At 32.5% G+C, this 20512-nt stretch carries 17 protein-coding genes; 4 read left to right on the top strand and 13 right to left on the bottom strand.

Annotated features, from left to right (window positions below; all coding sequences use genetic code 11):
- Positions 1-249 precede the first annotated feature (249 nt).
- The gene (locus tag ACA31_RS12670) at positions 250-1734 is read right to left on the bottom strand and encodes a hypothetical protein (RefSeq protein ID WP_057513676.1); all 1485 of its coding nucleotides are present in this window, start codon (positions 1732-1734) and stop codon (positions 250-252) included.
- A gap of 1 nt (position 1735) precedes the next feature.
- Entirely contained in the window at positions 1736-2683 is a 948-nt protein-coding gene (locus tag ACA31_RS12675) for a glycosyltransferase family 2 protein (RefSeq protein ID WP_057513677.1), read from the bottom strand.
- A gap of 258 nt (positions 2684-2941) precedes the next feature.
- On the opposite strand from ACA31_RS12675, the gene ACA31_RS12680 reads away from it, so the two are divergent.
- Entirely contained in the window at positions 2942-3550 is a 609-nt protein-coding gene (locus ACA31_RS12680) for a GNAT family N-acetyltransferase (RefSeq protein WP_057513678.1), read from the top strand.
- A 535-nt stretch (positions 3551-4085) separates the two neighbouring features.
- On the opposite strand, the gene ACA31_RS12685 is transcribed toward ACA31_RS12680, so the two are convergent.
- The 4 genes from ACA31_RS12685 to ACA31_RS13530 form a co-directional block, all read right to left on the bottom strand.
- The gene (locus ACA31_RS12685) at positions 4086-5270 is read right to left on the bottom strand and encodes an MrcB family domain-containing protein (RefSeq protein WP_057513679.1); all 1185 of its coding nucleotides are present in this window, start codon (positions 5268-5270) and stop codon (positions 4086-4088) included.
- A gap of 149 nt (positions 5271-5419) precedes the next feature.
- Positions 5420-6097 carry a hypothetical protein gene (locus tag ACA31_RS12690; protein ID WP_057513680.1) on the bottom strand — a complete coding sequence of 226 codons (678 nt, stop codon included), beginning with the start codon at positions 6095-6097 and terminating at the stop codon, positions 5420-5422.
- Between the two features lie 130 nt (positions 6098-6227).
- Positions 6228-7952, bottom strand: a complete 1725-nt coding sequence (locus ACA31_RS12695) for a purple acid phosphatase family protein (RefSeq protein ID WP_057513681.1) — start codon at positions 7950-7952, stop codon at positions 6228-6230.
- 149 nt (positions 7953-8101) lie between these two features.
- Complete coding sequence (locus ACA31_RS13530) at positions 8102-9481, bottom strand: poly-gamma-glutamate hydrolase family protein (protein WP_156393462.1); 1380 nt, start codon at positions 9479-9481, stop codon at positions 8102-8104.
- A gap of 470 nt (positions 9482-9951) precedes the next feature.
- Here ACA31_RS13530 and ACA31_RS13635 point away from each other — a divergent pair, with 470 nt between their 5' ends.
- Complete coding sequence (locus tag ACA31_RS13635; RefSeq protein WP_057513682.1) at positions 9952-11760, top strand: endonuclease/exonuclease/phosphatase family protein; 1809 nt, start codon at positions 9952-9954, stop codon at positions 11758-11760.
- Between the two features lie 203 nt (positions 11761-11963).
- Here ACA31_RS13635 and ACA31_RS12710 read toward each other — a convergent pair whose 3' ends face one another.
- The 6 genes from ACA31_RS12710 to melB form a co-directional block, all read right to left on the bottom strand.
- The gene (locus ACA31_RS12710) at positions 11964-12152 is read right to left on the bottom strand and encodes a hypothetical protein (protein WP_057513683.1); all 189 of its coding nucleotides are present in this window, start codon (positions 12150-12152) and stop codon (positions 11964-11966) included.
- A 39-nt stretch (positions 12153-12191) separates the two neighbouring features.
- Complete coding sequence (locus tag ACA31_RS12715) at positions 12192-12566, bottom strand: hypothetical protein (RefSeq protein ID WP_057513684.1); 375 nt, start codon at positions 12564-12566, stop codon at positions 12192-12194.
- A gap of 6 nt (positions 12567-12572) precedes the next feature.
- Complete coding sequence (locus tag ACA31_RS12720) at positions 12573-13100, bottom strand: acyl-CoA thioesterase (RefSeq protein ID WP_057513685.1); 528 nt, start codon at positions 13098-13100, stop codon at positions 12573-12575.
- A 109-nt stretch (positions 13101-13209) separates the two neighbouring features.
- Positions 13210-14097, bottom strand: a complete 888-nt coding sequence (gene cidR, locus ACA31_RS12725) for a cidABC operon transcriptional activator CidR (protein WP_057513686.1) — start codon at positions 14095-14097, stop codon at positions 13210-13212.
- Between the two features lie 293 nt (positions 14098-14390).
- Positions 14391-17366 (bottom strand): glycoside hydrolase family 2 TIM barrel-domain containing protein, encoded by a 2976-nt coding sequence (locus ACA31_RS12730; protein WP_057513687.1) that lies wholly within the window; start codon positions 17364-17366, stop codon positions 14391-14393.
- A 15-nt stretch (positions 17367-17381) separates the two neighbouring features.
- Positions 17382-18770 (bottom strand): melibiose:sodium transporter MelB, encoded by a 1389-nt coding sequence (gene melB / locus ACA31_RS12735; protein ID WP_057513688.1) that lies wholly within the window; start codon positions 18768-18770, stop codon positions 17382-17384.
- A 185-nt stretch (positions 18771-18955) separates the two neighbouring features.
- On the opposite strand from melB, the gene ACA31_RS12740 reads away from it, so the two are divergent.
- A complete protein-coding gene (locus tag ACA31_RS12740; protein WP_057513689.1) occupies positions 18956-19780 on the top strand; it encodes an AraC family transcriptional regulator in 825 nt (274 codons plus the stop codon).
- 69 nt (positions 19781-19849) lie between these two features.
- Positions 19850-19993 (top strand): hypothetical protein, encoded by a 144-nt coding sequence (locus tag ACA31_RS13405; RefSeq protein ID WP_172793177.1) that lies wholly within the window; start codon positions 19850-19852, stop codon positions 19991-19993.
- 122 nt (positions 19994-20115) lie between these two features.
- Here ACA31_RS13405 and ACA31_RS12745 read toward each other — a convergent pair whose 3' ends face one another.
- Positions 20116-20505: a tautomerase family protein gene (locus ACA31_RS12745; protein ID WP_057513690.1), complete on the bottom strand. Its 390-nt coding sequence runs from the start codon at positions 20503-20505 to the stop codon at positions 20116-20118.
- Positions 20506-20512: the final 7 nt, after the last annotated feature.

Raw genomic sequence — 20512 nt, forward strand, 5'->3', positions numbered from 1 at the left:
GTGAATATTTACAACGTTTTTATAATTTTCAACTTAAAACATTCCAAATTTTTATTAAATAATCAAAACATCTCAACTTCATAATCTCGAAATTCAAACCTTAAGAAAAATAGATGTTCGCGATTATAAAGCAATTATTTTAAACAAAGAACAGTCATAAGATACAAAAAAACTGAGGTGCGTCGTATAATACGCATCTCAGTTTTTCATCGTATGTTCACAATTATTTCCTAGGACATAATTATGATGCTATTCTTCGCTACCAAAAGGCACATACTTAACTTTTTTATCTGCTGGCAAGCCTTCATATTGATTGAATAGTGTTTGATATTTATCGCTGGTTGGTGTTGCATGATGTAAATAATGTTCGAACGGTAGTTTCTCCATCGTATAGAAATCCTTATCAGGATTCGCTTTTACTTCTTGTTTCAAACTCGCGATTCGCGTCTCATTTTGATAATAAACATAGTAAAAACTACTCAAATAAACAATACCAAACATAATTGCGATTCCCACAACCATGTTATACCACAACGTATGAATAACGTTGAGCTGAACAAACAAGATAAGTAAAATAATGCTATAAATTACATATACTGTATAAAAATTTCTTGGACCGAGTGGTGTTACAATGACTAAAGGTGCACATATAAGTAAAGTTGAAGCTAGGAGTAAATATAATGTATAACGCACTTCCTTTTGCCCTATCACTCTATATATTGCATAAATCATTGCACTTAAAAATATAATACAAATCAAAGTATTGAACAGATTTGCTATAGTCATTGAATGGAAATTTTGTAATGCGAATTGTTTATATATGAAAAAGTAATACATAGGCAATATCAATAATCCACTAACAGTCAGCCCTATTTTTATCTTGGATAACTTATACAGTGCAGTACTTCGATATAGCATAACTAACACCACAGCAATAATCATAGATAAAATCACAATTTGATTGAAAAAGACCCAATCTGGAATTGTCGTAGTCACCGTATGCAATATTTTATCTAGTAATCCTGTTTCGCTCGATACATTCTGGTAACTGCTGCCTTCAAAAAATATTTTACGATAATTGGGGTTTAAAAACATTATCACTGTACCAGAGACAGATAATAATAAACCAACAATAAATTTAGGATTAACTTGTCGATAAAGTAATAAGTTCAGAGCGATAGCTAACACCAAAATCATACTATTAAAGAGCGTCGTGTTTTCCATGAAAAACTGCCCAATAAAACAAATCATATAAAAGACAATATTGATTACAAGTGTAAGCCCACTTCGTTCGAATAAAACTGTAACAATAAACCATAAAATGAATAGCACACACAACGTGGCTGGGACATAATTATAAAAACCTGCAAACCATCCGTAAGTTTGTTTGTATATCTCACTTGGTATGGTAACCATAAGTATGAAGGCTATTAAATAATATAGTGGCTGTTTCGTATTATGAGTAAAGCGAACAATAATATATATCATAGTCATGCTAATCAACGCGTATGATATCCACCTAAACCAATCTAAACGAACAGCTATAGTTTCTAAAATATTGCCCAAATAACGACCATTTAAATTCGCATATTTTTCCTGCCACATTTGCATGCCATATTGACCATACCAGTCCCAATCATCATGAGTTAACGGTAAAAAGAACGCCATAAAGTAATAAAATAAAAATAGTGCGGTAAGTGTTAAATACATCTTGTCTAACTTGAATGATTTCATATTAATTTACCTCATGTTTATTTAAATTCGTCTTATGTATAATAAATAGCGATCTTTGTTTCACTTCATAATAAATTCTACCTATATATTCTCCAATAATACCTAAAGAAGTCAGCTGCACGCCACCTAGAAACAATACTGCAAAAATAGTCGTGAAATAGCCTGGTGTAGACACACCATAACTCAGCATATAAATTAAATTGAATACAATATAGAGAAAGCTCATTAAACAACTGAACAATCCTAAATAAATAATAATACGTAATGGTCTATTATTAAAGGAAATCAGTCCATCTATACCATAATTTAACAATGAACTAAATGACCATTTAGACTCTCCTTCTTCACGTTGTATATTTTGATAATCAATGACTTTAGGCTCAAAGCCAATCCAAGCAAATAACCCTTTTGAAAATCGATTGTATTCTCCTAGTTTCACAACTTCTTTAACGGCACGCTGACTCAGTAATCTGAAATCTCCTACGCCATCCTCTAAGGTAACATCTACCATTTTATTAATCATTAAATAATACATTTTAGACAAACTCTTACGTAACCAACGTTCTCCGGTTCTATCCCTTTTAGCTACTACTTGATCTTCACCATTTCTAAAATCTACAATCATTTGTGGAATCAACGACGGAGGGTGCTGTAAATCTCCATCTATGATGATTAATGCTTCAGCTTCTGTACTTGCTTTCAAACCTGCGTACATTGCAGACTCTTTACCAAAATTACGTGAAAAGGAAATGTATTTCACGCAATTATCTTCTTCAGATAATTGCTGAATTATTGCTAATGTTTGGTCTCTACTGCCATCATCTACGAAAAGTAGTTCATATGCATAACCGTTAATATAACTATCATGTTTCATAATTTCTGTTAATTTATCATAGGTTTGTTTAATCACAAACGCTTCATTAAAGCATGGTATCAATATTCTGATCATTAAAACAGTGCACCTCTTTTAATTATAATTATATACAGTATTATACAATATAATAAATCAGAATGTACCATATATGTTGTACATTCTGATTTTATCGAGTGCGCTATGTGTATTGTAGTGTTTATTTCACTTGCGATATCATGGACACTTTATATATTTAGCTATCGTAAAATTAAGTGATTCCTTGTGAAATAATTTGATATTCAATTTATTTATGTCATTTTAAGGGTAAATGTGAATTAGAAAAGGAGGATGCTTTTGTCACATATAAGAATTAAACCTGCCTACCCTGAATTACAAGAAGGTGGGTATTTTAACCTATTAGCAATTGATGATATGGCCAAAGTCTTTTTTAATACGGACGATCAATCTGAACTTGAACAAGGCATGCAAAGTTTATGGCGACAACATGGCAGTCGCTTTAGCTATAACAACACGATGATTGCTTTTGTAGATGGTCAACCCGCTGGTGCTATCTCTTGTCTCCCTTATGATACGCTTGAAAGTCAGACATTAGCTATTGTCGAACAGATAGTAAAAATACAGAAACTCCAAATTGTGCCTCAGTTCATCAATAACTTTAAAGCTATAGTCGCTTTGATTAATTTAGATGAAGGTAGTTCTGGAGAATATCATGTAAGCATGCTTGCCACACTTTCTCAATTTAGAGGTATGGGTATAGCCAAAAATCTACTTGATTATGCTGAACAACTTTCCTTACATAAAGGCTACAATATTATTTCGCTAACAGTAGAAATTAATAACACTTCTGCCCAACGCTTGTACCAGAAACAAGGTTACGATTACGTGGGTGAAACTGGCGAAGGCGATATTAAAGTATATAAAATGCGAAAATATCTATGCTAGAAGTTACTTTATAAGATATGAAAAGCACGTACTTCTTTTAAATAAGAAGCGCGTGCTATATTGTTGTTTTCGAGACATCCGGCATTGTTCGGCCAGACAACCCGATGACTGACCTCGTTATTGCTATGGGGTTTTACAAGGAATGTTTCATGTAAAACTTTTCTGGATTTTTAGTACCTTCTTTATTAATACGTACGCTATCAATAGGTTCACCTAGTTCTTCTGAACATTGAGGCACATGGTATGTTAGGACTTCAATATATGAACCTTTAGTATTTACTGTACTAAATGTAGGTTTGTTATCTTGAATTGATTTTGCAGCGTAATCTTTTTCACCATCGAGTTCATAAAATTTACTATCGCTCGAGGAATTTAAAGTAACATAAACTGTACCATCTGGATTTACTGTATTTTACCACCCTACATTGTCTTCTTTTAAATTACCTGAACTACCTAATTCTATATCAGCGACTGCAATAAAGTTAATTTCAGCATTTTTATTACTATCAAATCGATGTAAATGTTTAAACAGTTTTTAATAAAGTGCTCTAGTAATTAGAAAAGTGGATATTACTGATCTATTACATGTTTTTCTATACTCCATACATTTTTTTAATTGATCTAAACTAATTGAAATTCCTTGTTTTTTCAAACCCTCACTACGAAGGTTATAAAAATAATCAATCATTTCAATTTTTTTGTCATCTGTAGCAAAATGTATCATTCTATGAGATATAGGATTCAACGAAATTATATTAGACGGTTGATCAATATCATATTCAAATTGCTCTGCATATTCTATCGGTACTAAGTGATGTGCCTCCGTATAATTTTTACCAGTTACATTATTAATAAATGTAGGGAAATTCGTATTAAATTCACATTTATAATTAGCATTTTTTAGCGCTATTATTCCCATGTTTTTATCTCTAAGATATTGTTTTACCCCTTGTCTATTTGTGACAAAATCTTTCCTTATTTTAAAATCATCATTTATTTCACTTGGCTTGTGGTTTTCAAAATTAATTGCTTCTTGATATGTCTTTTCTTTTAATTCAATATAACTATCATTTTTCTCAAGTAATAATAACTCAGTATAATCTTTATAATCTCGATTAATTCCAATTAATTCTGAAAATTTCTGATAAACTAATAAAAACTCATTAAGATCATTGATTAACTCGTCATTTGAAGGGAATTCTGCTAAAGGATAATATTTACCTATTATATGGCATGCTTCGTAGCCCCTTGGTATTATAGCCTTAGATTTTAAATTTATATTTGGACTAAAATTCTTTTCATTTAGCTGTAATTCTTCAAATATCAATTGTGACGTAGTTATTGCCTTTTCCAATCCTAATTTAGTGCCATATCTTTCTTTATAATAAGTCCATCCCTGATTCAAACTAATGTATACACCCTTCATTTCCGCGTCAAACAAATATACTAAGTAACAGCCTTTTTGAGTTGATTCATGTACGTTCTTTATGGAAGAAGCAATTTTAAACCACGGTATTTCGGCCCACTTAGTCTGGCCTATTGAACCCTTCATTATTACAGCATCTCTTAATTGTATTCTCTCCTCACTTTTTATGTAATTTCTTAATTTGTTTTTCAATAAATCACCTAAATAATTATTAGTGAAATTCGAATTGCTATCAGATTCTTTTTTATAATTCATAAGGATTGTTTTAAATATATTTTCCAAATTTAAATTCAATCGCATTCTCCCCCTATAAGTTTTTATTTAATATATGAAACTTAATACCAACATTATACATTAAATTTACAAATAGATTTTATATTGTTGATTAAATATAAAGGTTGTTAAATTTCAAATTAGAAATCTAACAACCCTTATTGGATATATTATTTATATTCTTCAACTAATTCTTTATAATACTTACTCAACGCTTTGTTTTCTGTTTCTTTAAATTGCTCGTCTGGGCGTAGGTTGGGGTCTTTACCAGTATGATCTTTTGGTGCGAAGCCTGATGCTAAAGTCACATCTTCTTTACCCTCAAATTGGTATGCGTAGACCTTGCCCTCTTCGGTGAAAATGTATTTTGTCACTGGCTTACTTAAGTCTGCAACTTCTTTGTAACCCTCTACATTAGAAAGGGCTTCCGCTTCTTTATCAAATCCTGACTCGCCATCTTTAGGTGTGTATACAACAGCACCAGTCACAGCATGCAAATCGAATGCTTCAGGTCCAGGTTCGCCTGTATTATTAATTTGGATTTCTCCTTTTTCTGTTCCCGCATACCAATCACCATCAGAAATACTACTTGTACTAAAATAACGATTGGAGACCGCCTTACCGTCTTCTTTTTTATTTTCAGCTAACCAATCTATCATTTCTTCTTTTATTTTCTTCTGCTCGTCCTCAGAAATTTGAGTTTTATTTGATGGTTCTTTTTTACTGGACTCTTGTGCTACTGCTTCTTTTCCAGTCGATTTATTTGTCTCAGTTTCTTCATTACTACAACCCATAAGTAATGCTGTACAAATGGATACTATTGATAGTACTTTAATATATTGTTCCATAAAACAAAGTCTCCTTTTTCAAAGGAAAACCGATATACCTAAGCTATAAAGTGAATTACAGCTTAGGTATCGGTTTTAATTATATTTAATCTTTTTGAATACCAAATTCATCTACTAATTCTACGCTACGTTATTCACCTTTACTGATGTCACCGCGTAATTGATAAATTTTAACTTTCAATTGATCGCCTTCTACTTCGTATACTGAGAAGTTTTGATCTGATGAGTCTCTGTTATTTTCATGTTTATCTTTAAATGCATCTGTTTCTTGTGGTTGTTCACCTAGTTTGAATAGACTATTGTAATGATCTAAATCTTTCTGAGTTAACCAGCTTAATTCTGGTCTAACCTTTTTAATGTGCTCTAATGAACGGTCATAAATACTGTCATATTCTTTCGTACCGCCAGTGTTAGGTAATACATAAACTGAACCATCTGGATCATCATAATATTTTACACCATCTTCGCCAACGAATTGATCTGTATCTTCTTTCTTCGCGTTCACAAAGCTATTTTTCGTAGATGTGTGTTCTAGTGGATGTGTACGTGATAACACATGGTCGTGACCTTGTAATACTAAGTCAACGTCAAGATCATCAATTTCTTTTGTTAATTCGTCTCTTACTTTCTTCACATCTTCATCTGAAAGTGCATGATATGATTTAGAATACATTGGTTTGTGTAAGTTTAAAACAACCCATTTTGCCCCATTGTCTCGCGCCTGTTTAATATCTTTCTTAATCCATTCCATCTGTTCATCACCGATGGCTTTTTCATCTGGATTATCTTTTGATTTCTTATTGTCGTTTGTATTCGCTACTACCATGTGTGCTCCATTATAATCAAATGAATAGTACGAACCGCCATTAACCGAGTCATTTTCTTTTGGTACGTTCATGTGTTCATTGAATTTATTCAATAATTTTTCGTCTTCTTCATTTAATGCATACTCATCATGGTTACCTGGTGCTGAGGCAACTGGTAACGACATAAATGATGGTCTAGATTGTTTATATAAATCTTTCCATTCATCTTCAACTTCAGCAGTTTCTACAAAATCCCCTGTATGAAGTGCGAAGTTAGGATTGCCTGCTGTTTGAATTGCATTTTTCAATGTATCAGCACCAAATGCTGCTTCATTTCTTACGTTCTCATTCCAAAAAGCATTTTGCGTATCTGTGTATTGCACAAAGCTAAATGGATCGCCTTTATCACCGGAAGTCTTGAACTTACCTATTTCACTTTGCTTCCCACTTTCACTACCCACTTTATAGTAATATTGTGTATTCGGTTTTAAATCTTTAGCTTGTGCTTTGTATGTATATTCTTTTTCTTTGATTAAATCTGTCTTACCATGCTTGTCGCCGCTCGTCCATTCAGGGCCACCTGCATTTTCGTCAGTATAATAACCATTTACTTTAGGTTCGCCATTTTTTTCAATAGGTTCACCTTCATCATCTTTGGCTACATCTTTATAAATGATATTGCCATCTTTATCTCGTTCAAGATACTTAGAATCTACTTTTTTAGGTTTAGCATCAAATGATTTTGCATCTGTAAAATCTTTAGATTCTGAAACCCACACTTTAGCATCTTTGAACTTATCTGTGGTATACCAACTAAAACCCATTTCTGTTTTAGTGTCACCTTTAAAATTTGTAATTACACGGTTAGGATTGTTGTTCTCTGGAACCTCAGCTACTTTAGGTTTTTTATCCAGTAATTCAATATCACCCTTTTTTTCGCCTTCAGTTGTACTACCTGAGCCGCTTGCTTCAGCTGTTGAAACTGTAGTAAATACTAAAGATAGACTTATTAAAGTACTTACAGCAATAGAACGATACTTATATGCCATCACACGTACCCCCAATAGGAATTTTTAATGTTTCATTCACTATTCTAGCAATGTAGTATTAATTTAAAGTTAATGCTATATGGAGTTTGTAAATTTCAAATTACTATCTGAAATCATTAAAATATAATATGAAATATTTTTAATATTATTTAATTTTCCGGATAAATATTTTGGATTGCTGTATATAATGCGTCAGAAAAATCATACATGGTAGCTGTCCAATTGTCAGTATTTGTTCTAGAATCAGCACTCAGATCTCCATTTTTGAAAAATGCTTTTCTTAAAGCGCTCGTTAATTCGAGTTGAATGCCTGTGCTATCCTCTTCACTATTTATAAAATTGTTGTCACTTAGCCCTCCTATATTGTCTGGAGGCGTTTCTACCACAAAACCGTATCTTTCAAGTTGATTTTGAATTTCATCTTTTAATGTAGATTTTAATCCGCCTAAATAAACGATTGCTTCATCACCTTTAGCACCATGAATTGCAATTGTTGCTTTACGATCTTGAATCATATGATTTAATGTTGGATCATCATAACGTGTGGAAGTAACGTGTAATTGTGAATTATTAGATGGTCGAATACCTTCAAAAGAGAAGTAGTCGTAATCAGCTTCATTAGCTAATAATTTTGTTAACTCTGAAGTACCTTGTTCTATACCACCACCATGGGGCGCTACCACAAGCACTTCACTGCCATTATCTTTAGTCTCTTTTTTCCAATCTACATTTTCTATTGTGTCATTTTCCAATTGGGTCATTGAATTATAATAGTCAGTAGTGTTTGCTTCAACTGCTACATTACTAGAATATTTAACTTCGTTTGTTAATGATTCCGATGTATTATTTGTTGTATTAGATTGGTTTGTTGACGATGTTACGGTGTTGGGTGTAGTTGTATTTGTTCTCGTAGATGCTGACTCAGTTGATGGAGCAGATGATATGGGCGCGCTTCCCGTTTTAATTGCTGTTGAATTTTGAGTTGGTGATGCTGCTGTAGCAGTTTGGTTTCTTGTTTCTATTTTTGTTTGGGCAGTTGATGCTGACGGTTCAGATTTTGGGGTTACAATTTCTGTGCTTGATTGAGATTGTTTTATCGGTTTGGGCGGTATTTTAGTTTTTGATGTCATGGGAGCATTTGTAGTTTTAAAATTAAATGTGTCCTCTGTTTTTTTCGTAGTTTTTTCATCATAAACTACGCCGCTCATTGTATGTTGATTAGATGTAGATGGTAATTTTTTTGTAGTCTCTTTGGGTTGTTCTGTTGAGGTTTCGATTCCTGTTAGGTTTTCAACCTTAGTTGAGTTTTCGATTTCAGTTTGTTTTTTGTTACTTGTTGGGTTACTAGCCTCTGTTGGTTGTTCGATTCCTCCTTGCATTGCTGTAGGCTGAATTAAGCTCTCCGTTGATTTACTCGCATATGCCTGTTCATTTTTTAAAGTGATTACGCTTAAAGTTATTGCTGCAGTTACAATTCCAAAAGTCACTTTACTTACTGAAAAGTTACGAAACCTAAAAATATTGTTCATGTGTATTCCCCTTAATAAATATTTATTTTAGTATAATGATAACCAACAATTCTATAAAAGCAAAGTTTTATTATATACTATGCAACATTTATATTTAACATCATAATTTAAAAAATAAATATATATTGTCAACCCCACAATATTGGTATGTGTCTGTATTATTTCGTCTTTCTCTCAACATCTAACCCAATCGTGAATTATGGTTTTTCTTTTTTTAAATAAGTACTCACCATTGCAAATACAACTTAATCATCACTATTATTTTCCACTACTATAATTAAAACTAAACTTAATATTAATTTACCCTATCTTAACAGTCCCTTTGAATTCGCTTTGTTACAATATAATTAAAGTTGAACTTTAAAGGGGAATGGTTTTGAATAAATTAACTTGGTCATTTATCACATCTATGGCATTAGCAACTACTGTCATAGTACCTAGCACGATTCACGCAACAACGACAGAGAAAGATGAAAGATGCGCAAGATACTAAAGAAGCTTCCACAAAAGGGATAGAGATTCACGATATCCAAGGTAAAGGTCATCAATCACCTTACGATGATAAAAAAGTAAATAACATAGAAGGCATTGTTACATATCAATATGAATTAAATGGTGGCAAGTACTTACATATTGAAACACCTGACGATAAGAAAGATAATAATTCAAATACATCTGAAGGACTTATCATTTATATGGGTAATCAAAACTATGACGCACAAAAAGGTGACTTAGTTAACGTCACAGGCACTGTCGATGAATATTATATTGACGGTTATGGTGATAAACAAGAAACCGACTTATCAGTAACTCAAATTAATGCGCGTGACGATAAAGGTGGCAACGTGTCTATTGAAGAAAGTGACCAAAAATTGCCCGGGCCGTTTGTGATTGATAAAGTACCAAGCAAGATTTCTGCAAATGATGATTTTCAGACCTTTGATCGCGAGCAATACGCAATTGACTACTGGGAGTCACTAGAGGGCATGCGTGTTGAAGTTGGCGATGTCAGAAGTGTTGGCCCGCAAGAACACGGAGACATTTTCACTGCCTTAGATGATCAACCTGCTGAAATGGACAATGGCGGTGTACGTTTAAAAGAAAATGATCAACATGGTGAACGTATTCCTTTTAAAATGTATGATAATAATAAAGCACGTGATTTTGATGTAGCAACAGGCGATAAATTTAAAGGTCCAATTATTGGTCATGTGAATTACGGATTTCAAAACTACAAATTAAATGTAGATTTAGATGACATGAAACAAGCACACGTCGAGGGTGATACTGAGCCACAACCAACTTCCATTGAACCGAGTAATCAAAAGCTAAATGTTGCATCTTACAATTTAGAAAATTTCTCTAACAATTCATCATCTACAACAGAAAATAAAGCGGATAAAATTGCGAATGGTATCACAGAACACATGAAGAATCCTGATATTATCGGTGTGACTGAAGTACAAGATAATGACGGGCCAAAAGAAGGCGGGCCAGAAGCTAATCAATCTTATGAACGTTTAATTAAAGATATTGAAGAAGCTGGCGGACCAAAGTATAAATATTTAAATATCGATCCTTCAATGAATGAAGACGGCGGCCAGCCTGATGCGAATATCCGTGTCGGTTTCTTATATAATCCTAAACGTGTGCAGTTTGATAAGTCTATTGAATCTGGAGATGCGAACACAGCCGTCTCATATAAAGATGGCGACTTAACATTAAATCCAGGTCGCATTGACCCAAATAATCCAGCCTTTGGTGATTCAAGAAAACCATTGGCTGCTCAATTTAAATTCCATGGCGAACAAGTCATCGTATTAGCGAATCATTGGAATTCTAAAAATGGTGATACACCAATATTTGGTAGTCAACAACCTCCTGTATTAGAAAGTGAAAATCAGCGTGTTGAAATTGCGAAATCAGTCGGACGCTTTGTAGAACAAGTCCAAAAAGACAACCCTAATGCAAATATCGTATCCGTTGGCGATTACAATGATTTCCAATGGTCAAAACCGTTAAAAACATTTGAAAGCTTTAATATGAGCAATATGATTTATGATTTGCCTGAAAGCGAACGTTATTCATATAACTATCAGGGTAATTCACAAGCACTGGATCATATATTCATTTCAAATAACTTGAAAAACTATACAGAAGTGGATCCAATTCATGTAAACAGTGATTTCACTGCTATGTCAGGTCGTGCGAGTGACCATGATCCACTGTTAGCTCAAATAGATGTAAAACAAGCCAGTAAAAATGAAAAAACTAAATAGGCACAAAAAAGCAGTCACAAATTAAATGATTTGTGACTGCTTTAAAATTTATCTATACTTGCCAGATTTTGAAAAGTGCGAACACCCTAGGGGTAGTTTGAGGATGTAAACTATAAGATGGGTGACTCGGCACATTCAATATCATAATTTTAAAAAATAACAGTGGATTGGATTCCTACCGTATTCGAAAATGTTATATTGCATTAATGCGACAGACTTTTAACAAAGTTACTACTTTTATACGCTTCTGTTAAAAGCTGTCCGTCGTTTGATACATAAAAATATTTTTCATCAAGTGTAGACACCTCTGTCGGGAAAAGCCAATACAGCTTACCTTTTTCAAAGGATTTGTCTTGTTTGATACATAAATATCTACATTCTGATATGCTCATTGATTGCTGCCTCATTTCAAGATAGAAGTAGCCATGTCATTATTTAATAATCGTGTTATTAAATACAAAACTTGGTTCTGCACCTAAAACGATAAGGAATATTTGTGAATAAGCTACAAATTGGAATTTTAATATCATTTCATTTACATATTCGAATTCATGATTTAGTTTAACTTTTTCAACTTCTTGTTCATATAACTCCAAAACAGAATCTCTAATTAAAATAGGTCTGTTGTTTTGAATAACTTCATTGTTGTTTGAAAACATGAGTAGTCCTAAATATTTATAATGAATACTTAGTTGTCTTGTTAAACTTGCTATATATTCTAATTGCTCATATAAGCCAGGAGCTTCTTCTCTCAAAGCTTTTAAATCTAATTTGAATTGTGTTAGTTCATCCATTTCATTTACCATTTTTAATCACTTCTCCAATTCCCATGGTTTACTTAAATCAAGAGACTTAAGTAATGTTTTACTTTGTGCTCTTCTCGTTTTACGTACTTTTGCTCTTTCTTCACCATACATAAACAATGTTTTTTCGTCTTTAGTCTGAGCTGTAATTTTAGGTACTTTAATTGCTTTTTTGGTTTCGTCTAAGGCTACAAATGTAAGAAAAGCAATAGCAGCAATTTTTCTTTCTGCTGTAATCATATTTTCCGAAATAACCTTACAAAATATTTCCATAGATTTTTCTCCTGTATAAACAACAGAAGATTCAATACAAACCGAATCAGACTGAGTAATAGGATGTAAAAATTCTACACTATCCGTAGATGCTGTTACACATTCTTTAACTCTTGCATGTCTTCTAGCAGATAATGTTGCGTTATTATCAATTTTTTTCATTAATACGCCACCAAATAGCGTGTTGTAATTATTTAAATCATTAATTAAGACTTGATCGGTACTGACAATTTTACTATCGCTCGGATATTTATAATTCTCCATGAAAAACTCCCGTTCTATAATGTTTATGTCACAAATTATAGAACGAGAGCATATAAATAGAAAATATCCCTTTTTTATAATGGTATAAATTTCGTGAATGACCCTGTGTTTAATGATGTAATAAGTAATTTTCTTGTATGAATTTAATCCAATTTTTAGTTAATGAATCTACTATAATATCTTTTCTCCAAATAATGGCAAGTTCCCATTTCATCGAGGGTTCATTAATACTAATCGCTTTCAAATCTTCATCCAATAAATCAAGTATCCCTTCAGGTAATATACAGATGCCCATATTATTTATTAACATTTCTTCTATAAAGCTCCATTGAGTCGTTTCAAAAATAATATTAGGATTAAAACCATAGTTTCTACATATGTTTTTAATTTTATCGTTCAAGTAAAAATCAGAATTAAATAAAATAAATTCTTGATGCTCTAAATCTTCAATATCAATCATATTTTTACCAGATAATGGATGATCTTTATGAACTACGAGTTTTAATTTTTCTTCTAAGAAAGTGAATGTGCTGAAAATTTTATGATTCGTAGGTAAGACAGTAATTCCCATATCTACATCACCATAATATATATCATTTTCAATTTTCTTACTTCCATTTTCAAAAAGTTGAAATGTTACATTAGGATAAGAATCATGGAACTGAGAGATGAGTTTGATTAATCTTCTAATATTAATAATTGTAGGAATCCCTATTTTTAAATGTCCGCTTTTCAATTCTAAAAGATTACTTAATTCATTAGGAATATTCTCATACATTTTCAGCATTTCTTTACATTGAAAAAAGAATGCCTCTCCTGCGTCAGTTAGGTAGATTTGGTTTTTATACCTATTAAATAATGTTACTTCTAATTCTTTTTCTAGTAATCTAATTGTATTACTAATTGTCGGCTGTGTAATGAAAAGTTTAGCTGCTGCTTTCGTCATACTCTTTTGGTTTACGACTTCAACAAAATACTGCATATGTCTAAGTTCCAATAAAATCACACCTTCTTATTATATTATGCGTGTAGTGTTCTCTACTTCGATTATTGTTATATTTTATAATGCAGCAATTTTTAGCGTTCTTGTTAATATTAATTTTAGCATGTATTGGAAATATAACACCAAGGTTTATTTCTATGTCACGTTATTATTTTCTAGGAAATAGCTTAATCACTATTTGTCATCATGATTTGATTAAAAAAGATCGTTATCACATTTCGTGATAACGATCTTTTAAGTTATATTATAATTTCTGATTAATAGCAGTAAAACACCTTAAACACTAGCTACTCAAAATTCAATTTAAAGTTAAATCTGATGCGTGAATCATTGAGTCGATAAGTTTCATTTAATTCTGGACCACAACTATTAGAACCAATGCCACTTTGTGCATAATCAATATAGATATACGTAAAATCTTCGCGTTCTAATTGATCTTTATGTGTCGCATGCGTTAACTGATTTAATGAATAATGTGTTGTATTAAAACTGAATGCATCCCCACTCGATACAAAAATAGCGTTTTGATTATTTGAAACTTTAACAAATGTAGTCTGATTATGACTTCCTGATTCTTGAGGTTTGATATGGTTACTTACATTATCTGTCACTGTCGTTTTGAAATAATCTAAATATGTTGCAACGCCTTTATCTTGATAACTACTATAAGGTCCATTTCCATAATATTCGACTTGTTCATAGTCATTTGCTAATGTCATGGCTAAACCGAAACGTGGTAGAAATGGGGCTAATCTATCTTTCTCTAAATCATAGTTTACGTTAAGTGTACCATCGTTTTGAATCGTCCACGTAAGTGTACCTGAAAGCACTGGGGGGACTGCCTCATTAACCATAGCAATGTCAAAAACAAGACTGGCGTCACACTTATTTTCATCGATTCGGTAACCATGTACGCGCGTAGTAATATCTTTATATCCAGCGTATGCCCAATTTTGCTTAACATTAACGTCATTATCTGTTGGTGCACGCCATAGATTGATTTCTGCTTTCTGATTCATAATAATTATGCCATCATGCGCAACTGTCTTTAAACTCGCGTCTTTTTTATCAAAAGTGTATATCCAACCATTATTAGAAACATGAATTGTATGAATCTCGTCTTTATATGCTATAGATGATGGTTTCGCATTTTGATATGTCATTGATTGACGTTGATATACAATTTGATCATATCCTAATTCAAAATGAGTCGAACGTAGCTCATCTTCATCTTTTAATTTGTAGCGTAACATCACATCACTGAGTTCATTTATATTAATATAGTCACTTAAATCAATCTTTTGCGTCGTATGTGGTGCGAATTTAGTAAAAGGAACTTCAAACACCTGATGTGTTCCATCTAAATAAGTAGCAGTTGCTTCAACACTTAGATAGTTTTCTATATGCGTGAAATCCAGTTGATTACGTAATGTCAGTTTATAGTTATCCTGCTTTATTACTTTTAAAGGTCTATGTTCATATTTAAATTCATAATATCCTTCGTGAGGTATACGATCCGGAGAAACAATACCGTCCACACAGAAATTACCATCATGCAGACGTTCGCCAAAATCTCCACCATACCTAAATATTGTCTTACCATCCTTTAAACCTGTTTGAATGCCGTGGTCACACCATTCCCATACAAATCCTCCAATAAAACTATCGTATGCCTCAACAAGCTTCTGATAAGCATGAAGATCGCCAGGTGAATTCCCCATGGCATGCGCATATTCACACAAAATAAAGGGTTTATCTAGATTCGGGTGCTTCAAATATGTCATTTCGATTTCTTCTGGAGATGGATACATTCTACTAATCATTTCAACGTTAGATAAATCATAGTCTTTTGATTTATCACGATGTAATGTACCTTCATAATGAAGTGGTCGTGTAGCATCTAATACTTTCGCACGCGCTAAGCCTTCAACTATATTGACCCCAAATCCAGATTCATTACCCATCGACCACGAAACAATCGAACTATAGTTTTTCAAAGGGATTATAGACGCTTCAATACGCTCTATAATTGCAGTTTGGTATTTAGGGTCATCCGTAATGATATTAAAGTGCTCAGTATTTTCTTCACCATATAAACGCACTACACCATGCGTTTCTAAATCCGCTTCACTCATCACATAAAAGCCATATTGGTCTGTTAATTCATAGAACAAAGGCGATTTCGGATAATGTGCTGTACGAATTGCATTAAAATTACCTTGCTTCATAAGCTGTAAATCTCTAGTATATTGAGGTTCATTTATCGTATAACCTGTTTTGGGATCACTATCATGATGATTGGCCCCACGTAATTTAATAGATTGCCCATTAATATAAAATTGATTATCTCTGATTTCAACTTCTCGAATACCAATTTTTTGTGTAATAACTTCTTGAGCAGTAGTAATGACTAACGTATAAAGTACAGGTCTTTCTGCTGACCATAATTGTGGTTTATCAACTGTAAAACGATTCTGTTCTGAAGTTTGAGTACTACTTACTAAGTCACCACTTGGATTATATAAGTTTAGTTCAACTTGGTCTAATGCTTGTTTACGTGCTAAGTTCACGTCTATCGTTGCCTTATTCAAATCATCATTCAAATGTGTTTCAATTTTAAAATCATCTACTCGTGATTGCGCTCGTTTTAAAATATAAACATCTCTAAAAATGCCTGAATGTCTAAACATATCTTGGTCTTCAAAATATGTACCATCTGAGTATTTTAATACAAGAACCTGTATCGTATTCTCTCCATCACGCACAAATTTTGAAATATCAAATTCTGAAATAGCATGAGATATCTGACTATAACCTACAAATTGATTGTTTATCCATACATAAAATGCGCTATCTACACCTTCGAAATTCAAATGATAATCACTTTCTGTATCATATGAACTTAACTCAAAAGAACGTGTATAACGTCCGCATGGATTGTACTTTGGAACATACGGCGGATCAAATGGAATTGGATATTGTGTGTTAAGGTACTGTATTTGATCGTAGCCATATAAATTCCATACAGACGGCACTGGTAATATGTCCTTTTTAATCTGTTGAGGCTGTCTCAAACATTCTTCTAGAGCATTGAAATATTCAAAATGCCAATCACCATTTAGTAATGTTACATTTTTTGTATTATAACGTGTTTCTAAACGATAGTCAGACTCCCCTCGTTGATAAGGTATATAAAATGCACGTCTTGGCATCAAGTTCACATGCTGAACCTCCATATTTTCATGAAATTGTTGTTCTAACATAAAATGACATCCTCTCTATTTAATACGCTCTCTATGTTCTCTCTGACGTTTATATCGGAGTGTTTTCTCAATATCATTCAAGAAGTCACCTTTTAAATTAAATGCTTTATGATATAAAAATGCTGTTAAACTAACAAAAATCAACGGTGCGACAATAATCATGATACGCAGACCATTAACCGTGGTCGCCGATTGTGTCTCATTCGGCGTATAACCTAATACAGATAAACCGACACCTACAATTAAAGCGGCAACTGCTTGTGATGCTTTAGTTAAAAACGTGTTTGTGGAAGTGATTACACTCTCATTACGTTGCCCAAACTTCACTTCACCATAATCAATCACATCTGCAAGCGACACTGTTGTTATACCAACCATAAATCCTGAACCAACACGTAACATGCCTGCACCTATAATGACTAAAATCGTACTTTGTGGCGCAACGAAACCTGATACTAAAATAATAACTAACCCAGTTATGATAAGCGTAATAGCTGTATTAAACGCTGTAGTTCTACCAACCCATTTAATAAAACGTGGCAAAAGTAATAAACCAAGCATTTCACACAGAATCATTGCATTAAAAATTGAAAATAAATGTTCTGCATTCACTACATATTTAAAGTAATAAATGATAGAACCATTAAGCGTTTGTAGACATAAATTAAAAGTTAATAAAACACCCATGATGGCAAGTAATTCTTTGTTTTTAAATAAAATACGACCAATATCTTTAAAATTAACTTTAATACCTATTTGTTTTTCCATTTCATAATCTTCAGGTACTTTAAAGACCGTCACGCCTATCGTAAAGATAAAAACAATACTACAGATTACGGCAAAAACAAAAATGCCTACCGAATCACTACCGCTACCAAAAATATCTCCTAATTTGTGTATAAAGAACAAACCAAAAGTACCTACAATAAATGCAGCTAAACTTGCGAAAAATCTAGGAATAACTGAAATTTCTTCACGTTCTCTAGGATTATGCGTCAAGTTCGGTAACCATGACCAGTATGGTATATCCATCATCGTGTAAGTCATTCCCCAGGAAATATATATAATCGATATATAAATGTACATAGCCGTCTGTGATAAATCTAAATTCGTAAACAGCAAGACTGTAACAATAGCGTTAGCAAGCGTACCGATAACGAGCCATGTCTTGAATTTACCAAAGTTATTCCGTGTATTATCAACAATCATACCCATAATCGGATCATTGATTGCATCCCAAATACGTGCAACAAAAAGCATAACTCCGACAAACGCAGGAGATAAACCTACAATATCTGTGATATAAAACATTAAGAAGAGACCAACAATATTAAATATAGCGTCCTTCCCTATTGCACCAAATCCAAATGCTAATTTTTGCTTTCCAGTTAAATATCTATTCATTTATCCACCTCTAAACCATCACTTTTTAAAACGCTTACATATGTGTTGGCTTTATTTTAGCAATTTAAAGTATATGTAATGAATAGCATAATGATGATGTTACATGGCAAAATGTTGCCATTTGTTATTATAATAGGATTATATAAGTCTAAAGATCTTCAATATGATGAATTGAGAGGTGTATCATGCAAGTTTTATGGAAGAAATTCAGTAAAAAGTTAATTGATGCTAATTTAGCAGAATGTGGTATTGAGGTTGGTGTACCAAACGTAGGTTATAATTATACAGTTTTCCAAACATCTGTAATACATATCGTAACTCATGGTGAAGGTATTTTTAAATATGATGGGAAAAGTTTTAACCTAAAAAAAGGGGATATGTTTTTACTAGAAAAAGGCATGGAAGTAGAATATAAGCCTTCATTTTCAAAACCTTGGACTTATTATTGGGTAGGTATTAGCGGCAAACAAATTCTAGACTATTTAGCACGTAGTTATATCGTGGATGACCATGTCATTATAGGTAAAGATACTTCTGAAATTAAAAAAACGATTCATAATATCTGTAATCTTTCAAAAACAATTGCGTCTAGCAACTCACATGACATTTTAATCATGCAACATATATACCAATTAGTTTATATGCTACAAGAACAGTTTCCTAAAAAATTCTCAGTCAACGTCAATATTGTTAACGAAGATATCCAAAAAGCAGTCGAATTTATCAATTCAAACTATCACAAGAATATTAGTATCGTTGATGTTGCGCAATATGTTAATGTCACTCGCAGTCATTTATTCAAGCTGTTTAAGAAGAATTTAAATTATTCTCCCAAAGCATACTTAACATATATCCGTATGTATCATGCATCTCAATTACTTATACATACGAATGATATGATATGTGAAGTTTCAAGTAAAGTTGGATATAAAGATCCTTTGTTATTTTCAAAATGTTTCACAAAACACTTTGAAATTAGCGCGTCTGAATATCGAAATAATTTTTCTTAGCTTAATATGTTTAAGTTCTTTGATATGTGGAATTACATTAATATAACATTTTAAAGGAGGCATTTGTTTATGAGTAAATTTGATGAGTTCAAAGATCAAGCAACAGATAAAGCTAAAGATAAGGCCGACGAAATTAAAAATGACGATGAGAAAAAAGAACAAGTGAAAGACCAAGCAACAGATAAAGCAAAAGACTTAAAAGATAAATTCTAATTTTTGATAAACACAGAAAGACACTTCCGCTATAAGCGGAAGTGTCTTTTTATGCTTTTATATAAGCGAACCAACTTTGAAAGATGTTGCCACTTAACAAAATAATATGGCCTCAAGTTAGATTATAAATCACCTGTTAGAAATTGCGCTTCACCGTTAAAGAAGCTCCAGTTTTCATCGGTATTTTCTACTAAACTAATCATAATATCTTCTTTACGAATGCCTACTTTGTCATGTAGTGTATCCACTAAATTTTTGTAGAATGTCGTTTTTTGTTCTTTTGTTCTCGGTCTCGAAACGATAGTAAATACTATCACCTCGTCTGTTCTTTCAACGCCTAAGCCTGTATCTAATATGTCCATTTCATAGTCCTCATGTTGATTCACAATTAAATACTTATCACCTTTTGGTGCTTGAAATGCATCTAACATAACATTATATGTGATATCTAAAATACTTTTAATTTCCTCTTTTTCTCTACCTTTGATCATGTCTAATTTAATTAATGGCATGTAAATT

Source organism: Staphylococcus sp. NAM3COL9 (genome assembly GCF_001431205.1).
In the GTDB taxonomy this organism is placed as follows: Bacteria; Bacillota; Bacilli; order Staphylococcales; family Staphylococcaceae; genus Staphylococcus.